The 17,071-nt window shown below is 44.2% G+C and carries 18 protein-coding genes; 1 reads left to right on the top strand and 17 read right to left on the bottom strand.

What is annotated here, in order from left to right:
- Window positions 1–36: 36 nt before the first annotated feature.
- The 14 genes from HGT70_RS15015 to HGT70_RS14950 are packed head-to-tail and all read right to left on the bottom strand — an operon-like array spanning window position 37 to window position 11,381.
- Window positions 37–1,728: a TadE/TadG family type IV pilus assembly protein gene (locus HGT70_RS15015; protein ID WP_214196414.1), complete on the bottom strand. Its 1,692-nt coding sequence runs from the start codon at window positions 1,726–1,728 to the stop codon at window positions 37–39.
- The gene (locus HGT70_RS15010; RefSeq protein ID WP_071434220.1) at window positions 1,710–2,093 is read right to left on the bottom strand and encodes a hypothetical protein; all 384 of its coding nucleotides are present in this window, start codon (window positions 2,091–2,093) and stop codon (window positions 1,710–1,712) included. Before HGT70_RS15010 ends, HGT70_RS15015 begins: the two co-directional genes overlap by 19 nt.
- A 2-nt stretch (window positions 2,094–2,095) precedes the next feature.
- Complete coding sequence (gene tadF, locus HGT70_RS15005; RefSeq protein WP_214196413.1) at window positions 2,096–2,662, bottom strand: tight adherence pilus pseudopilin TadF; 567 nt, start codon at window positions 2,660–2,662, stop codon at window positions 2,096–2,098.
- Window positions 2,663–2,664: 2 nt separating this feature from the next.
- Window positions 2,665–3,162, bottom strand: a complete 498-nt coding sequence (locus HGT70_RS15000; protein ID WP_214196412.1) for a TadE/TadG family type IV pilus assembly protein — start codon at window positions 3,160–3,162, stop codon at window positions 2,665–2,667.
- A 12-nt stretch (window positions 3,163–3,174) separates the two neighbouring features.
- Window positions 3,175–3,906, bottom strand: a complete 732-nt coding sequence (locus tag HGT70_RS14995; RefSeq protein ID WP_071434211.1) for a tetratricopeptide repeat protein — start codon at window positions 3,904–3,906, stop codon at window positions 3,175–3,177.
- Window positions 3,899–4,741: a type II secretion system F family protein gene (locus HGT70_RS14990; protein WP_157725231.1), complete on the bottom strand. Its 843-nt coding sequence runs from the start codon at window positions 4,739–4,741 to the stop codon at window positions 3,899–3,901. The genes HGT70_RS14995 and HGT70_RS14990 overlap by 8 nt, the downstream gene beginning before the upstream one ends.
- A 1-nt stretch (window position 4,742) precedes the next feature.
- Window positions 4,743–5,675 carry a type II secretion system F family protein gene (locus HGT70_RS14985; RefSeq protein WP_214196411.1) on the bottom strand — a complete coding sequence of 311 codons (933 nt, stop codon included), beginning with the start codon at window positions 5,673–5,675 and terminating at the stop codon, window positions 4,743–4,745.
- Window position 5,676: 1 nt separating this feature from the next.
- Window positions 5,677–6,951 carry a TadA family conjugal transfer-associated ATPase gene (locus tag HGT70_RS14980; protein WP_241576463.1) on the bottom strand — a complete coding sequence of 425 codons (1,275 nt, stop codon included), beginning with the start codon at window positions 6,949–6,951 and terminating at the stop codon, window positions 5,677–5,679.
- A 6-nt stretch (window positions 6,952–6,957) separates the two neighbouring features.
- The gene (locus tag HGT70_RS14975; RefSeq protein WP_214196410.1) at window positions 6,958–8,082 is read right to left on the bottom strand and encodes a CpaE/TadZ family protein; all 1,125 of its coding nucleotides are present in this window, start codon (window positions 8,080–8,082) and stop codon (window positions 6,958–6,960) included.
- Window positions 8,083–8,111: 29 nt separating this feature from the next.
- On the bottom strand, window positions 8,112–8,558 hold the full coding sequence (locus tag HGT70_RS14970) for a hypothetical protein (protein WP_071434203.1): 447 nt from the start codon (window positions 8,556–8,558) through the stop codon (window positions 8,112–8,114).
- Window positions 8,558–9,901: a type II and III secretion system protein family protein gene (locus tag HGT70_RS14965; protein ID WP_214196409.1), complete on the bottom strand. Its 1,344-nt coding sequence runs from the start codon at window positions 9,899–9,901 to the stop codon at window positions 8,558–8,560. Before HGT70_RS14965 ends, HGT70_RS14970 begins: the two co-directional genes overlap by 1 nt.
- Window positions 9,901–10,659, bottom strand: a complete 759-nt coding sequence (locus HGT70_RS14960; protein ID WP_214196408.1) for a CpaB family protein — start codon at window positions 10,657–10,659, stop codon at window positions 9,901–9,903. The genes HGT70_RS14965 and HGT70_RS14960 overlap by 1 nt, the downstream gene beginning before the upstream one ends.
- Before the next feature lie 13 nt (window positions 10,660–10,672).
- Window positions 10,673–11,080 (bottom strand): A24 family peptidase, encoded by a 408-nt coding sequence (locus HGT70_RS16915; protein WP_214196407.1) that lies wholly within the window; start codon window positions 11,078–11,080, stop codon window positions 10,673–10,675.
- Window positions 11,081–11,138: 58 nt separating this feature from the next.
- Entirely contained in the window at window positions 11,139–11,381 is a 243-nt protein-coding gene (locus HGT70_RS14950) for a Flp family type IVb pilin (protein WP_214196406.1), read from the bottom strand.
- Window positions 11,382–11,699: 318 nt separating this feature from the next.
- Here HGT70_RS14950 and HGT70_RS14945 point away from each other — a divergent pair, with 318 nt between their 5' ends.
- On the top strand, window positions 11,700–13,016 hold the full coding sequence (locus HGT70_RS14945) for an aminotransferase class I/II-fold pyridoxal phosphate-dependent enzyme (protein ID WP_214196405.1): 1,317 nt from the start codon (window positions 11,700–11,702) through the stop codon (window positions 13,014–13,016).
- A 70-nt stretch (window positions 13,017–13,086) separates the two neighbouring features.
- Here HGT70_RS14945 and eno read toward each other — a convergent pair whose 3' ends face one another.
- The 3 genes from eno to mazG form a co-directional block, all read right to left on the bottom strand.
- On the bottom strand, window positions 13,087–14,388 hold the full coding sequence (gene eno, locus HGT70_RS14940) for a phosphopyruvate hydratase (protein ID WP_214196404.1): 1,302 nt from the start codon (window positions 14,386–14,388) through the stop codon (window positions 13,087–13,089).
- Between the two features lie 86 nt (window positions 14,389–14,474).
- Window positions 14,475–16,112, bottom strand: coding sequence for a glutamine hydrolyzing CTP synthase (gene pyrG / locus HGT70_RS14935; protein WP_214196403.1), 1,638 nt, complete (start codon window positions 16,110–16,112; stop codon window positions 14,475–14,477).
- A gap of 157 nt (window positions 16,113–16,269) precedes the next feature.
- A complete protein-coding gene (gene mazG, locus HGT70_RS14930) occupies window positions 16,270–17,064 on the bottom strand; it encodes a nucleoside triphosphate pyrophosphohydrolase (protein ID WP_071431617.1) in 795 nt (264 codons plus the stop codon).
- Between the last annotated feature and the right edge of the window lie 7 nt (window positions 17,065–17,071).

The following is a 17,071-nucleotide window of genomic DNA, read 5'->3' as shown; positions in this document are numbered from 1 at the left end:
GCAGAAAATCCCCTAATTACCATGTCCCGATGATGCTCACTGGGAGAAGTTGCCGATCTCATCGCTTAAGTATCCTTTGATTAACGACACTATCGCTTGGCGGTTAACGGCTTTCGCTGCATTTCCTTCACCGGTACAAAAGTCTTTCCAGTAATTCACCCGTTTGTCTGAGTTGGTCGTCGAGACATAATAAATATCGACGCGTTCGGTATGGTCTTTCGATCGTTCGAGAATGCCACTACGGATTTTTTCGCAGAGATTATATTTCTTTAGATAACGATCAGTGACTATCCCAGGTGCCTTACTATCCTCTCCATCAGACATAATGACAAATATTTTCCGTGGATTAGTGCCTTTCATCATAACCGGTACCGATCGCACCAGCCCGGAGGTCGTTGCCGTCCATCCCTGTGGCTCCATGTTTTGGAACTGATGCAGTTCATTGGCGTTATTCGTTAATTCGATCAGCCACGAGTACAGGCGTGCGCCGGTAAGGTCGCCAAATTTACCCCACCACCCGACGTTATGGCACATCTGGTTATAGACGCGGTAGCGGTAATTATCGCGGTCGTCCCATAACATGGGGAACGTGATGATCGCCTGTTCGCCAAACATCTGGTTCAGCGTCGCTTCATAATCGATCGCATCATCGTGCTCAATCGTGTACGTGGAACGTTGGCGTTCACGCACTTTGAACGCCATGGCATATTGTTGTTCGATTGTCCGCTGCGCGCGCTTAGTGTAGATATCATCCTTAGCGACCCGGCTGCCATCGAGATCAAGTATTTTAAAGCGAGGATCGAAGCACGAATATTGGGTTTGCCCCACCTTGGTCCCCCATACATCGTTCTTACGACACCACTGCTTATTGAGCGCATCGACTGTTAGCGCCGGTCGGGATTGGCCGACGCGATTGAGATAATATTTCCTGCGGTACTCATCGATGTAATAGCTCTGATCGGTGAGTTTAGTGTATTTTTTATCGACAAATTTATCGCCCCAAAACGCGTAATCGATCGCCCAGTCTTTTTTGGGGACGAATAATACGCTGCAACCGGCTTTGGGGCCGCCGCGTTGATTCGTCTCGGGGTACTTCACTGCCACGCCGCTACTAAAAGGTATCATCCCTATTTTCGACTCGGGGTTACTGGCTAAGATATAGTCGGTGAGTTCTCGAAAGACCTCTTTAAGTATACGCATCCGAGATCCCTGTTGAGAGGTCGAGAAGTCCATCACAAACACGACATCTACCGGTCGCGAGACTTGTTTTTTAACGGTCAACGGCGTGGCGGAGATCGTAAAGTTCTTAGCGCCTTCGCTTAGGGTGGCATGGTAGAAGGGAAAGGGTAATTCGACCTTGATGCTAGGGTGATAGGTCATATACTCGGCATTACTGGTCTTGTCCGTCGCCACTTGCGAGAAATCGACCACCACCTCCGGCATTTTGGATGCCTCTGGAAAGAAATTTTTAACGTAGCGAGTGACTAAATTCTTCAATTCCGGTGGATACTGGCCTTTATTGTTCACCGAGCTATGTGCCGAGACGATTAAGCCCACCTCCGCTACAACATCAGTCAGTTTAGCCTTCGCGATAAACATCTTGACCGAATTAACCCCCAGCGCAATGAGAACCATCAATATGGGTAATAACACGGCGAAGGAGATCATTATGGTGCCGCGCTGATCGCGGCATCTGGTTAGGATCTGCTTTACTGTCCTTGTAAGCATTGTCTCATCTCCCTAGTATCCTTGAGCGCCTGCAGAACAGGCTTGCCTTGGTGCATCGAAAACATCGCAGGTAAACTTTGCGGTTTAAATTTTCGTACCCAGATCCCCGTCGTATCGTTGATGAGGGGAACGGTCGTCGTGTTAGCCAGCGGCTGTAGGCCTATATTGATAAAAGTCATCGAGCCTAGCTGTTGCAATGTCGGACTCGAATAATATTCGCGATTAAAGTGTTTAAATAGCGCGAGCTGCGCGGGTATCGCCGCATCGATAAAAACGAAGCACTCTACCCTTCCCTGCGCCTTTCCGGCAGCTGCCTTGAAGATGCATAAAAAGAGCAGTATCCCAAAGAGCCATGGCCGATTCATGGTTAGCGCGCCAAGAGGATGGTATAGGCCGAGACATACTCAGGAAGGAGATCGACACTCTTAAGCAATCGGTGCAGCGTCCCTTTAGGCGTTGGCAAGATTAGGGTGACCTGATACAGCGGTAACCAGCGCTGGCGGCTACTAAAGGGTGAAAATTCAATACTATTTCTAAGCGGAGGCGTAGTGATGCTATTACAAAGCGTCGAGCCGTAATCCAATTTCTGTTGATAGCTAATCGTCTTTTTTACCGCGGGGGTGAAGCCAATTGATTCGACACGAAGGCATAACTCCTTGTCGTAGCGATGATAGGTAAGGCTTTTTGCTAAATCATAAATTTGTTTAATATCGTTATTAGAAAAGCTCTCTCGATTACCATAGAATTGCGTTCTTTCCCGCACCAGCGAGGCTAACGAGTAATTGACCCGCTCTACCTGGCTTTTTGCCGCGAGCCAGAAGCCATATTCTAAGCTGGCGACCGTGATAATCGACAGAAAAGAGAAGATGAAGGCGGCCTCGACCACGATACTTCCACGGGTATCCTTAACGACTGAATGTATTCTCGCTAGCATCCTTACCTCGACGACTCAATCATATAAGTGACCTTACGTGTCAATAGCCCGTCCAACTGACTAAATAACGATTCGGCCCACGCGACCTGACTGATTATTTTTAAAGGCCGGTATTGATAGCTAACTGAGTACAGCGCAAGCCTCTTTTGACTGTTATACAATGATGAGCAACGGCCTGTAATAACCTCGTTGACGGTGCTGCAAAAACTCGCCTCGACTTTAATATCTTTTGGATTAATAAACATACTCCAAAAGCCATTCTGGCTAAAAAAATACTCGTCAAATACCTGCTGATAATCGACAACCGAAGTACTATTATCTCGATAAGCACTATTACGTGCCGCCTCAGAGAGCGAATAATCCATAGCGGTAATAATGAATATAAATTTATTGATTTCAAATATGATAAATACAAAGGCAACAAATATTATATAGATAAAAGAAAACTCTATAGTAATCACACCATCCTGGGCGGAAAACTTCCTGTACCACCGTTGCATAATTTCAACCCTCTAAAAAGTTTGCACATTAAATAAATCGGTAGCAAGAAGATCAGGATGTTTGGTGAAATTCCTTTTTTTCATAATATCTTTAGCGTACCGTAAGTCCCCACTCTTCGCTAAAGCAAAAATAAGGTTATGTTCAAGCTGTGGATTACTGTATCCGCGTAAATAGATAGGGAGAAGCAGTTGTACTGCCTCAGTATATTTCTTCTGAATAATATAGATCATCGCCATATTATTCACGACCTCCTCTTCTTTTTCGTAGCTTGCTCTCGCCTGTGTAAAGGACGACAACGCAGCGTCCAGCTCACCCATTTGCGCTTGAATGACCCCTTTTAAATTTAACCCTTGGGCATTATTACGCTGTTTACTCAACGCAATGTCGACAAAGCTAAGTGATTTTTTATATTCGCCTAATGCCGCCAGATTTTTTGCTTGTAAGAGGTAAATATCCGAGGATGCTCCAGAGGCTAATAAAGGAGTAAGGTAATACATGGACGACCGGTAATCTTGCGAAAGATAATAATAATTAGCCAGCTCATAACGAACCTTTGGGTTATTACTTTTTTTAAGTTCTTCGCGCTTGATCTTAATCAGTCCAGAATAATTTTTCACCTTAAGGAGCAGACTTTCGCTTGCCAGAGAGTTATTTTTAAATGATGGCCCATTCCCACTGGTACACGCACTGGTCATCACCACGAAAGAAAAGAGAAATAGCGGAAATAATAGCGATTTAACCATTAGAAAAAACCCTCATAATGCCTGGTGCGGCAACGATAATGACAACGGGAAACATAAAAAAGAGTATTAATGGCACGCTCATTTTCGCCGATAACTTTCCAATATTTTCTTCGGTGGTCAGCAACTGAATTTCGCGTATCTCTCGTGAGAGCTCCATGAGCTGGTCATACAGCGAGGAGCCATACTGTAAGCTCTGTTCGAGCATGGCGCAGAATAGGCGCGTCTCCGTCGAGGGAATTTCTCGACTAAAGTGATACAGCGCATTACTTAAGCCGCTCATCTCGGTGCGTCTAACTAAACGCTGTAAAAAGGGAACGAAGTCTGGATTAATCCCCGACATTTTGGTCGATAAGAATTTGAACGCCTGCTCAGGCGTCATTCCACATTGAATACTCACCGCCAAAAGATCGATCATCCAGGGCAGCTCAGCCGTTAATTTTTTGACCCGCTTTTTGACATACATCGCCCTAAGCGTGCTGGGGAGGACGATAGTTATCACTAAGCTTATAATCCCGACCACCACATAATCGTTACGCGCTAACTCCCACCCCATCAACTGGCTGGCGACTATCCCCACCACCGTCAACATGACAGCTAGCCCGATTTTTAGAATGATACTTGCGTCGATACGTCGATAGAGGTTGAGCGTCTGGCTGTTTTGCCCGAGTACTGCTTCGGTTTGATGATGATCTTTATGTTCCTGTATTTTTAATTCCTGGGTTTTGGCATCAACCAAGGTCATACTTTTTTCAATGGTGGATTGTCTGACCTTACGCATGATAAAGGACAGAATAACTATGCAGGGAATGATCATCATAACAAGGAAGATAGACATACTATATTTTCCTCATTAGTAATTTGATAATTAAAGTACCGACACCCACGCTTCCTAATAAATAATAGAGCAGTATATTTCCGCGAGGGTCCTCAAAAATAAAATTGAAATTATCTTCACTAATAAACTTGAGTAGAATCAGAAAAATAAACGGTATCGCTCCTGTGATTTTTGATGCCATACGCATCTCTGACGTAAGTGTCTGCATTTTGCTTTCCATCGCCGTATTGTTCGCTAAGGAGCGCTGTAATTTCCCCAACACTTCACGTAGTCGGCCACCACTATTAATATTGAGTAATATTGCAACAATAAAGAAATAATACTCTTTATAAGGATAAACCTTCCAAGAGTCGAGAAACACCACTTCAGGGCTATCGCCGAAATTTAAGCGACGGGTGATGATACCGAACTCTTTCGCCAACTTGTTACTATTGTTACGACTATAATCATCCATTGCCTGTAGGAACGTACGCCCAGCAGATATAGCACCATTAATCGATGAAATAGACTCGGTGAAATCAACCTCAAACACTTTTTTTCTTTTTTTCAGTAATAGCTTATACCAAAAAATATAGCTCACCGGAGTTAAGACTATCGCAATAGGTACAGTGGGGAAGTGAAGAAACTTTAAATTAATTGCCTCAACAATAATAACAAAGACTAAGGGTATGGCTAACCTTTTCACTAAATCAAATAAATTATCCGCAACAAACACATACTTAATTTTAAATAGGGTCTCATTCACTCTTCGTAAGAGTATGACGTTTAGAGAATCACCGATTTTCTCCGCGGAATTTTGACCCAGTAATGTCATGAGCATATTTTTTCTATCGTCGCTCTTAGTAAAGGCATTGCGTGTCGTTCTATTGCGAATGACGACCATCATAAAAAAAAACAACGCCATAACAATCAACATAAGCGAGATTTGTTTCATATCATTGACCAAATATCTGTTTCAAATACGAGTCTTTTGAGTGCATTTTGGCACGGCTATAAATATTCGACCGAGTAGAGAGTCCTGGGGTGACAAACTTACCATTCACTCTTCCCGTGGAGGACTCGCCTATCTGAAAGGAGAATATTTCTTGCAGGATGATGGTTTCCCCTTCTAGCCCCATAATTTCTGCGATGTGAGTGATCTTACGCGAGCCATCGTGTAATCGGTTAGCTTGCACAATTAAGTTGACCGCAGAACTAATGTTGCGTCGAATAGCCTCTATAGGAAGATTTAGCCCGGCCATCATCACCATATTTTCAAGCCGCGCCACGGCATCACGCGGCGAGTTGGCATGCAGTGTTGTCATCGAACCATCGTGGCCGGTATTCATCGCCTGTAACATCTCAAATGTCTCTCCCCCCCGACACTCACCGACGATAATACGGTCTGGCCTCATCCGTAAGGTATTGATCATCAGGTCACGCATGGTCACTTGGCCACTGCTTTCAATACCCGCCATTTTGGTTTCGAGCCTGACAACATGCTCTTGCTGTAATTTTAGTTCGGCGGCATCTTCAAGTGTGATGACCCTTTCATCGCTATTAATATGGCGAGATAAGGCATTTAGCAGCGTGGTTTTCCCGGAGCCGGTTCCTCCAGAGATAATAATATTCGCCTGACAACTGACCGCAAGGGCGAGAAAATTCGCCATCTGCTCATTCATAGCGCCCCAACTCACTAAGTCCTTCAGTGTCCTGGAGACATTACTGAACTTACGAATCGAGATAGAGGTTCCATCTAGCGCGACCGGATTGATCACCACATTTAAACGGCTGCCATCGCTCATCCGTGCATCGACTAACGGCTGTGATTCGTCGATACGCCGACCGACTCGGTTCACTAAGCGTTTGGCTATTTCGGTCAGCTGCTGGTTATCGATAAATCGCTTATTGGTACGTACTAGCTTACCGCTGCGTTCCACGAAGATTTTTTCAGGGCCATTGACTAAAATATCGCTGACGGTAGTATCCTCCATCAGTTCACGTAGCGGTCCGACGCCGAGAATTTCATCTGCGACAGCAATCGCTAATATTTGCGTATTCTCTGAGGGGAGGTAAAGGTTGCGCTCGATACTGACCCGTTGGATAGTTTTCGAGATCTCGCGAATTAACCCCACCCGATCACTGAGTAAACTTTCGACTAAATCGATATCCAGCTCGGGCAGCACTAGGCCACGTAATTGTTTAGCTATGTCTTCGTACTTATCCGCCACCTTATATTACCCTCTTCCTGTTATTTTTTTTATTGAGTCGAATAAACTTGTTTTTTCCTGATGTTTATTTTTCCTTCCTAGAAGTAAATTACATAAGGACTCTAAGTACTGATGGTTTTTACCATTAAAATTAAGTGTTAACGAAGGATCACCGGGCTTTATAAGAAAAGGAATCGTCACATCGACGGGTTTTCCTAATAGTCCGCTGACTTCCTGACTGCTAATTTCACCGTTAACTTTACTGTGATGTTGGTTATGGCAGACATAGATCCTCCGTACGCCATTATTACTATTCATTAGATGGTTATTGGCTTCGATAATTTTCTTTGCGGTTCTTACCGATGAAAGGTCTCTGTCACACACCAATAACAGACAATCAGTGTGCGTTAATACATTTTCGATATTCTCATCAGCGGCGTTATAGGCAGAAAAATCGAAAATAATACATTCGTAATTGTCGTAGACTGAGTTGTAATATTGCCAAGCACTACTTCGCTCTTCATATAAGGCTGAGAGGTTATTCTCTAACAGAGTGACTTCATTAGAGATAGCGACCTTAGAGATTAAGTCTAAATTCCTGCTTCCAAAGGCACCCTGTACCAGCAAGGTAGAGGATTGCCGTTTATTAGCAATAAATTGCGCGGCATAATAGCTTAGCATCGAATTGCCTACGCCCCCCTTACAGCCTAATAGGGTAATGCGTACTGCACTGTTACCGATTGCGACCGATTGCTGCGTATCGTTAAGGACTAAACTACCAATACGGTTAATTTGAGTTGGATAGTGGCAGTATTGGATCTCTTTTTTTTGAAACTCCTCAGCTAAGAGGAGTGAGTCCTTAGTACTAAAGGCTATTTTAGTTATATTTTTCGATAACTGTAGATCGATAATCTCAATAACGTTATCGGGCGAATCAAGCTCCGAGGCATCGAAAATGATGCAATCAGTATTAGCGGTGTCTTCCAATTGATCTAATTGTCGTATATCGCCATGAAACTGCTTAACCGTTCCCACATCGCGCAAAGATAATTGTTCACATACCTTCTCCATTCTCCCCAGATCGGGGGTGACAACGAGTATGGAATTGCCCAGTGAGTCATCTTGCTTAGTATTTTCGGAGAAAAGTAACATAATTCATCCTTGTGTTACCCGCTGTCAGGTTATTTACGTATTTTCATCGCATCAAGATTGTCATTGATTGCACAACTGTCTTCGCCCAGCGCCTTAAAAGACGAGCGGAGGTTATAGGGAGCACATTGGGTACTCGTTTTAGAGGTTTTAAGTACCAGCATAATAGAATCACGAGTATGGTTTTTGTACGCCATGCTCTGTGAGAAGTTGCGGACAATATCTTGTTTACGCACGCCTTCTTTCTGTAGCAACGAGGCAAGCTTATTTACGGAGCTAAGTAGCTCAGGATTTGCCCATTGAATTTCTATCTCACCATGCAGGTATTGATAAAAAGGCAGTATCTTCGCGACGCTAATTTCCTGCTCTATATCGCTGCGCCCTTGAACATTGAAGACGTAATCACTAGCCGAGCATAGTGTACTGAGTGAAAGGGACAGGGTCGTTCCGACTATTATTTTTTTAAGTAAGCTAAGCATCAGTAAATAAAACCTCCCTGTTCGAGAAAATCGACGACTGCTTTTTTAGAGGTGTGGCTGCCTGAACTGCCGATATTTAAATAGCGCTCTAGCAATGTACTTCTTTGCCAGTTAGGTAATGTGACTTGCGATGATGAGATCGGTCGTACCAGATTCACCGTTGCCACCACCACTAGCTCAGTCCGTTCGCGCTGTGAGGATGTCGAACGAAAAAATGCGCCAAGTACCGGTATATCCCCGATATACGGAATTTTCTTTAAAACTTCTTTTTCCGACTCACTCAGTAACCCGGCCAACACAAAGCTCTCGCCATCCGCGAGTTCAATCGTCGTGCGCGATTTACGGGACTTAATGGCGGGTAAAAGGAGTTCGTTGGTCTTAGTGATATTATTACTATCGATATTACTCACCTCTTGTGAGAGCGTTAGCCGTACTTTCTGGCTACTCTCAACCTTGGCCGCCACTAACATCTTAATTCCCACTTCTTTATATTCGACACTGCTACCATTTGAGGAGCTCGTTAAGACGGGGATCTCTCCGCCGACGAGGAAGTCAGCCGTTTCCCCTGACAAGACAGAAAGGTTAGGTTCAGCCAATACCCTGGCGACGGATTCGTTGCCTAGCGCATTAATCACTGAGGTGAGCTGTGTGGCGTCGAACTTGAGCTTATTTAATACGAAGCTCCCGACATCCATCGCCTGCCCCCACTCTATCCCTAAGGCATCGCTGTAGTTTCTATTTAACTCGACGATAGAAACTTTGACGTTTACCTGATTAGCAAAGGGGAGCGTCATTTTATTTTGTAACTTACGATAGCTGTATTGACTTAAATAAGGGATATTATCCTGTTCAAAGCCGGCCGATTCGCTCGTAAATTTGGTTTTTACCTCAATCCGTTCTAGGCCTAATGCCTCACCAACGATTTGATATATCGCATCACGGCTTTCTTCATCAGCGGCGATCCCCGTGAGAATATAACTATCTCCCACTTTTTTTAAGCCGATGGTGGAGCCTACAAATTGATCTTCAATCTGCTTGGCTAACTTACCGATCAAAGGATCGACAGTGACTTTTATATTACGGGTCGTATCGTTTTGTACGATAAGTATTTCTCCCTCACCATTATCGACCCCATAGATCACGACTTCATTATCGCTAATCATATTATAACTCACGACATTAGCATCCGTGGTAAAGACAGTATCTATAGGCGTATGGCTTTTTATTGTTCTTGCACCGCCTTTCGAGAGGTAGATCGTTTCTGCATTCACTAAACAAGGAAGTGACATTACTAAAATCATCAATATAAATTTTAAGGAAATCCCCGCGTAGAGTGTCTTCATTACTTACTTCCTTTTTTAAGGATATTTTCACTTTTTTTATCGGGAATACTCATATCAGCGGGAAAAATAATCATTTCATATTTATTATCTATTTGATAAATTTTCTTTAAGTCCGCCCGACTGAGTTCAATATCGACTGAATAGTCTGTGCTATTATCAAGTAAATTACTTGTTGAAAAATTACTTTTTTCACCCTCGGCAGTGGTAACCTTTCCCCTCAGCGCGGGAGTCAGTAATTTTTTATGTCTAAATATCTTAACAATCCTCACCACAGAGTCGCCGCGAAATATCGTCGATTTATTGTCTTGCTCTCTCTTCGGTGACTCAAATCGTAAATAGACATCTACCAGCTCGCCGGGCCTGAGACCATTTATATTATTTATATATCGTTTGTTAAGATTTACGGTAAATCGAAAATACTGATTATTTTTAATAGGTGTTGGTTTATCTTTAGTTAATAGTGTAGGAACTAATTTAGTACCCACGTCGACTGATTCAGTCAGATAATACCCAGCAACATCCTCCACTTTTTCCGGCGCAGGGGCGCCATCTTCAAGGTCTTCCGTTTTTACTTCGTAATCATCTTTCGTGACTTTTTCGCCGGCTGCCATGACTCTTTTAGTAACATAGTAGGTAATATGCGGTGTCTGTGGTTCTTGTTCCGCGGAGGTACTATCCCCTGAGTCAGAAAAAAACATTCCTAAAATACCTAAAAGCAACAGTACGATAGAAACTATGATAATCAGCCTTTGATTCACGTTAATCCCTAACTTATATCAATAATTTAAGTAAATACCCACTGCTTATCGCCACGCCGTAAGGAAGGGTTTTAGAGAATTTTCCCTGTGAGGACTTATGTAAGCAAAAGACAATTAAAATTAGTGGCAGCCCTGATACAGTGACTAAGAAGATAAAATCCGGCAGCTCACGTAGTGGGAAGGCGAGTCCTAACGCCGATAGGAGTTTGATATCTCCAGCCCCAATAAAATTAGTTAATATAACAATAATTCCAATACCGAATACGACTACGGCACTGATAAAGTTCACTGGTTGGCTTATCGAACATAAGTAAAAGATGTTAACTAATACTATTACTGCTACGCACTTATTTTCGATAATTCTATAGCGAATATCTGTATAACAGACTCTTAAAAGTAATGCTATTAAAATAATAATCATAGGCACACTATTAGATAAAGGAGCGCAAACTCCTTTATCGGTATAAATTCTGATAACTTTACTTAACGGTACCATTTATATTAGTCGATAGGATTCTAAACTTTTCGGTAATTGCAGTAATGAATGACTCCTTACCATTCCCAAACACTGCCAATAGCATTACACTAATAGCAACCGCAATAACAGCATATTCAATAGCGGTTACGCCATCTTCTTTGCTAAGACGCCCCTTAATTTTTTTGATGTTATCGTGGGCATAGTTTTGTCCATGCACAATTCCATACATGATAGTATCTTTCATTAGCTTTCCTTATCCAAATTCAGAGGTTAATATTGATTATATAGTAAAAGAAATAAGAGGCTACTATCCAAAGGGCCACTTACACGACAGATACTACTTTATTGTATATTTTATTCAAGATACAATTCTCTTTTAAAAAAATGTCAGAACCTGTTAAATATTCCATTCCTAATTAATATTAAATAAAATGTTTAACTTATATCTAATTAGTCCAATCAGTTAAACAAGTAAATAAAAATAGTAATGATGCGACTATAGAAAAATTTCTTATACTTTATACAATTACCGAAATGGACTTATAAAAAACTAGAGGTCAGCGTGAAAAAGGCTAAAGGAATAGTGAAAGTAGAAATAATTAACGATATTATTTCTATGATTATTCAGGGAAACCTGAGCGAAGGCGATTTCTTGCCCTCCATCCGCAGCATGAGTATGCGCTACCATGTCTCGCGCGGGACGGTACTCGTTGTCTATAAGCACTTGGAATCAATAGGCTATATCCAGGGTTTCGAACGTAGCGGATACGTCGTACTAAAAAGTACGCAATCACCACCTCCTTCGCAACAACAGCTTATCGATGCACCCGACATTAAATACTTATCATCTCCCAGCCATGAACCACTCACTACGTTAATAGATAGAAAACCCTGTCGACTGCCCATGCATTTTGTCAGACGCTGGTTAGTGAATTACGAGAAAAGCCATTTTCGGCGCGCGACCCTTGAGCCTTCCTCACCAATTACTCGCTTTCTCAAACTCTCACGCTGCTTAGATATTGGGAACCATTCACTCCTCCTCTTTCCCGGTATCCAAGAGGCATTAAGCCTAATTGCACTGTTTCTTAAGCGCGAACCAGGTCGAAACGTCATCATCCTTGAGGCCCCTTGCTCTTGGGAAGTGAGGGAGTTATTTGTTCAGTATGGGTTTGAGATTATCGATGTCCCTACCGACCATCAGGGATTAATCGTTGAGGCATTACCCGATATCCGCTATGCAACACTACTCTGTATGCCAACGTTACACTATCCGAGTGCCACTCGGCTTAGCGAATCTCGCAGGCAGCGACTTCACGACTGGACCGTTAAAAATCAGGCGATCCTCATTGAGGATGATCGCTATGCGATGCTCAGTTTTGGGAAAAATAGCTCACTGCCATTATTTAGTACTTATACTGATATCCCTATTTTTTATCTCACCCACCTCTTTGAGTTAGTAGGGACCACTTACAATCTCGCTATCCTTATATTACCCGAATCGTTTAGTCAGACGTTGCATATTACGCACCGTGCGATGGTCAGTACTTACCCCCCTGCCAGTTTCGATATAGTAAAAGCTTTTCTCGCCTCTTCCTATTTTATGAAATATCTGACAATACTCGTTGACGAACGCCAACAAAAGGCAGCCTTGGCTCATGAGATTTGTGTTAAGCATTTCCGGTTTCGTACGCTGAATTTTATAGACGAGGCAGGTTTCTGCTCATTTTCTGCAGGTCAAGAGGAGATCCCTCAAGCACTTCTCAATACCGTTTTCTTCCCAATCCTTCCCACTTCGCTTTCATGCGATGCACCGCTTCTTTTCCTATTCCCTTATGCGTTACTCAGTCTCGCAGAGTTAGAGAAAGTCGCTGAGCCGTAATGCTCCTGAACGATGGGTATAGCTAAAAAAAAAGCCCTCATAATGAGGGCTATATCGTATTATGCTAGGCTTACGCTTGGCCTTTAACTTCTTTAAGACCATTAAAGGTCGCTTTACCACCCAGAGCTTCTTCAATACGAATCAGCTGATTGTACTTAGCAACACGATCAGAACGGCTCATAGAACCGGTTTTGATTTGGCCTGCTGCGGTACCCACTGCTAAGTCTGCGATGGTTGCATCTTCGGTCTCACCTGAACGGTGAGAGATGACTGCCGTGTAGCCTGCATCTTTCGCCATTTTGATTGCCGCTAACGTTTCGGTCAGAGAACCAATTTGGTTAAATTTGATTAGGATTGAGTTAGCGATACCTTTTTCAATCCCTTCTTTCAAAATTTTGGTATTGGTCACGAATAAGTCATCGCCCACTAACTGAATTTTGTCGCCCAATACTTTAGTTTGGTAAGCGAAACCATCCCAGTCTGATTCGTCTAAACCATCTTCGATGGAAACGATTGGGTATTGCTTAGTCAGCTCTTCCAAGTAATGGGTGAACTCTTGAGAGGTAAAGGTTTTACCTTCGCCTTTCAGCTCATAATTACCCGTCTCTTTGTTATAAAACTCAGAGGCTGCACAGTCCATGGCTAAAGTGACGTCTTTACCTAACTCATAGCCTGCCGCTTTGACCGCTTCAGCGATTGCAGCGAGTGCATCGGCGTTAGAGCCTAAGTTTGGCGCATAACCGCCTTCGTCGCCTACTGCCGTGTTCATCCCTTTAGCTTTTAGTACTTTAGCTAGGTGATGAAAAATTTCTGAACCGATACGTACGGCTTCTTTAAGGCTTGATGCGCCGACCGGCTGCACCATAAACTCTTGGATGTCGACGTTGTTGTCTGCGTGCTCACCACCGTTGATGATGTTCATCATTGGAAGTGGCATAGAGAATTTGCCTGGAGTGCCGTTAAGCTCAGCGATGTGCTCGTACAGTGGTTGACCCTTTGATGCCGCAGCGGCTTTCGCAGCAGCCAGCGACACAGCCAGGATGGCGTTCGCACCAAATTTAGATTTGTTCTCGGTACCGTCAAGCTCGATCATGATGTTATCGATGTTAGCCTGATCTTTCGCGTCTTTACCCGCTAACGCTTCTGCCAGCGGGCCATTGACTGCGGCGACAGCTTTAGTCACACCTTTGCCCAGAAAACGTGATTTATCACCGTCACGTAATTCTAGTGCTTCACGAGAACCGGTTGACGCGCCTGATGGTGCTGCCGCTAAACCTACGAAACCGCCTTCTAAATGCACTTCTGCTTCAACAGTCGGGTTGCCACGCGAATCAATAATTTCACGACCGATGATTTTTACGATTTTGGACATTCGTTGTTCCTCAGTACTAGTTAAGCTAACGTTCTTAAATCTAAGACACACAGCCAGCAAGAGGTTCACTGGCTGCACCAAAAAGCTTACTTATCCATCCGCTTCTGGAAATCGACAGCGGCGCCGACAAAGCCGGAAAACAGTGGATGTCCATCACGCGGGGTCGAGGTGAATTCTGGATGGAATTGACACGCAACAAACCACGGATGGTTAGGGTTCTCGATGATTTCGACCAATTGGTCATCGCCTGAACGACCGGCAATACGTAGACCCGCTTGTTCAATTGGCTTCAAGAGATAGTTATTGACTTCGTAGCGATGGCGATGACGCTCAACGATGGTGCTAGACCCGTAGAGTTTACGTACGATGCTTTCGTCACTCAGCTGGCAAGGTTGGCTGCCTAGACGCATGGTCCCGCCTAGATCGCTCTTCTCATCACGGACTTCTAAATTACCTTCTTCGTCACGCCATTCGGTGATCAGTGCAACGACAGGCGACTCACAATTCGCGTCGAACTCCGTTGAGTTCGCGCCTTTCATCCCCGCGACGTTACGTGCAAACTCAATGAGTGCGATTTGCATCCCTAAACAGATCCCTAAATATGGAATTTTGTTCTCGCGAGCATATTGCGCAGTCATAATCTTACCTTCAATCCCACGCGAACCGAATCCACCTGGAATTAAGATAGCATCGAGATCTTTCAGGACTTCCGTCCCGCGCGTCTCGACATCTTGCGAATCGATCAGTTTAATATTGACGGTTACACGGTTTTTCAGGCCCGCGTGTTTAAGCGCTTCAATGACCGATTTATAAGCGTCAGGCAGTTCAATGTATTTCCCGACCATCCCGATGGTCACTTCACCACCTGGGTTCGCTTCTTCGTAAATCACCTGCTCCCACTCAGAAAGATCAGCAACCGGTGGATTAAGGTTGAAGCGTTTACAGATATAATCGTCCAATCCTTGTGATTTTAACATCCCAGGGATTTTGTAAATCGAGTCGACATCTTTCAATGAAACGACGGCCTTTTCTGGCACATTACAAAACAGGGCAATTTTCGCACGTTCATTCGCAGGCACTGCACGATCTGAGCGGCAAATCAGCATATCTGGCTGGATACCGATAGAGAGTAGCTCTTTGACTGAGTGCTGGGTTGGCTTGGTTTTGACCTCGCCTGCCGCCGCCATATAAGGCACCAGCGTCAGGTGCATATAGAGCGTATGCTCGCGACCAACGTCTACCGCCATCTGACGGATAGCTTCTAAGAAAGGTAGCGATTCGATATCACCGACAGTTCCACCGATTTCGACCAAGACCACGTCGTGACCTTCGCCACCCGCGATGATACGCTCTTTGATTGCGTTAGTGATGTGCGGAATAACTTGAATGGTTGCACCCAAATAGTCGCCACGACGCTCTTTTCTCAACACCTCTGAGTAAATGCGCCCAGTCGTGAAGTTGTTACGACGGCTCATGCGGGTACGAATAAAACGCTCATAGTGACCAAGATCGAGATCCGTTTCGGCACCATCATCCGTGACAAACACTTCACCATGTTGAGTAGGGCTCATCGTCCCTGGATCGACGTTGATGTAGGGATCAAGCTTCATAATGGTCACTTTAAGACCACGAGCTTCGAGAATGGCTGCCAGAGAGGCTGCGGCAATGCCTTTACCCAGAGAGGAAACGACCCCGCCGGTCACAAAAATATAGTTAGTTGTCATGCAGAACCTGAAGGTTTAGGTTTAAAGACGGTGGATGCACCAGGACGGGAAAGCAGTATACCCGAAACTCTATGGCGTCACAATTGCTCATTCACCCTCCCCTTCTCTGTTCAACTAACAATGATAATACCTAATCTGCCACGCCTCTCTTTTGATTTCAATCAGCAATCGCGTTCGCGTTTTTTTCGTCTTGCTTAACGTGTTGCCAAGCAAGTTCCATCTGTTCGAGAGTCGCTTGGTCGAGGGTCATACCCTGTTCGATAATTTTTTGCTCAACCAGACGAAAACGCCGTTCAAATTTTAAATTAGCTTTGTGCAATGCGGTTTCAGCGCGACTCCCCAGGTGACGGGTAAGATTAACGGTCGCAAATAGAAGATCGCCCAGCTCTTCTTCTAGGCGCTCGGGGTTGCGATCGACCAATAGCGCCTCTTCCATCACCTCATCGAGTTCTTCTTTGACCTTATCAACGACCGGGCCTAACGTATCCCAATCGAACCCCACTGTCTGACAGCGCTGCTGAATTTTATCTGCGCGGATCAGGGCGGGCATAGCATGGGGAATATCGTCGAGTAGCGAGTGTTGGTTTTTTTGTTTGCGTTCTTGCTGTTTTATCTGCTCCCAACCGGGTGCAGTCGCGACGTCAGAAAAGATATCTGGATGGCGACGAATAAGTTTTTGTGTGATCGTTTGGCAAATAGCGTCAAAATCGAACTGGCCTTGTTCCGAGGCCATCTGCGCATAGAAAACGATTTGGTAAAGGAGATCGCCAAGCTCTTGTTTAAGATCCCCGAAATCCTGCCGGGCTATCGCATCTAAGACCTCATAACACTCTTCCAAGGTATAAGGAGCAATAGTTTCGAAGGTTTGCTGCTTATCCCACTCACATCCCTCATCTGGATCGCGCAAGCGCTGCATCACTGATAATAATTGCGACAATGATGAATCACTCATGTAAACC

It is taken from the genome of Rosenbergiella collisarenosi (assembly GCF_018494085.1).
Taxonomy (GTDB): Bacteria; Pseudomonadota; Gammaproteobacteria; order Enterobacterales; family Enterobacteriaceae; genus Rosenbergiella; species Rosenbergiella collisarenosi.
This window is presented reverse-complemented; position numbering and strand designations above follow the sequence as displayed.

Excerpts from the sequence above, each read along its gene's own strand:
- HGT70_RS15015 (WP_214196414.1), bottom strand. The coding sequence starts at position 1,728 with ATGCTTACAAGGACAGTAAAGCAGATCCTAACCAGATGCCGCGATCAG.
- HGT70_RS15010 (WP_071434220.1), bottom strand. The coding sequence starts at position 2,093 with ATGAATCGGCCATGGCTCTTTGGGATACTGCTCTTTTTATGCATCTTC.
- tadF (WP_214196413.1), bottom strand. The coding sequence starts at position 2,662 with ATGCTAGCGAGAATACATTCAGTCGTTAAGGATACCCGTGGAAGTATC.
- HGT70_RS15000 (WP_214196412.1), bottom strand. The coding sequence starts at position 3,162 with ATGCAACGGTGGTACAGGAAGTTTTCCGCCCAGGATGGTGTGATTACT.
- HGT70_RS14995 (WP_071434211.1), bottom strand. The coding sequence starts at position 3,906 with ATGGTTAAATCGCTATTATTTCCGCTATTTCTCTTTTCTTTCGTGGTG.
- HGT70_RS14990 (WP_157725231.1), bottom strand. The coding sequence starts at position 4,741 with ATGTCTATCTTCCTTGTTATGATGATCATTCCCTGCATAGTTATTCTG.
- HGT70_RS14985 (WP_214196411.1), bottom strand. The coding sequence starts at position 5,675 with ATGAAACAAATCTCGCTTATGTTGATTGTTATGGCGTTGTTTTTTTTT.
- HGT70_RS14975 (WP_214196410.1), bottom strand. The coding sequence starts at position 8,082 with ATGTTACTTTTCTCCGAAAATACTAAGCAAGATGACTCACTGGGCAAT.
- HGT70_RS14970 (WP_071434203.1), bottom strand. The coding sequence starts at position 8,558 with ATGCTTAGCTTACTTAAAAAAATAATAGTCGGAACGACCCTGTCCCTT.
- HGT70_RS14965 (WP_214196409.1), bottom strand. The coding sequence starts at position 9,901 with ATGAAGACACTCTACGCGGGGATTTCCTTAAAATTTATATTGATGATT.
- HGT70_RS16915 (WP_214196407.1), bottom strand. The coding sequence starts at position 11,080 with ATGATTATTATTTTAATAGCATTACTTTTAAGAGTCTGTTATACAGAT.
- HGT70_RS14950 (WP_214196406.1), bottom strand. The coding sequence starts at position 11,381 with ATGAAAGATACTATCATGTATGGAATTGTGCATGGACAAAACTATGCC.
- eno (WP_214196404.1), bottom strand. The coding sequence starts at position 14,388 with ATGTCCAAAATCGTAAAAATCATCGGTCGTGAAATTATTGATTCGCGT.
- pyrG (WP_214196403.1), bottom strand. The coding sequence starts at position 16,112 with ATGACAACTAACTATATTTTTGTGACCGGCGGGGTCGTTTCCTCTCTG.
- mazG (WP_071431617.1), bottom strand. The coding sequence starts at position 17,064 with ATGAGTGATTCATCATTGTCGCAATTATTATCAGTGATGCAGCGCTTG.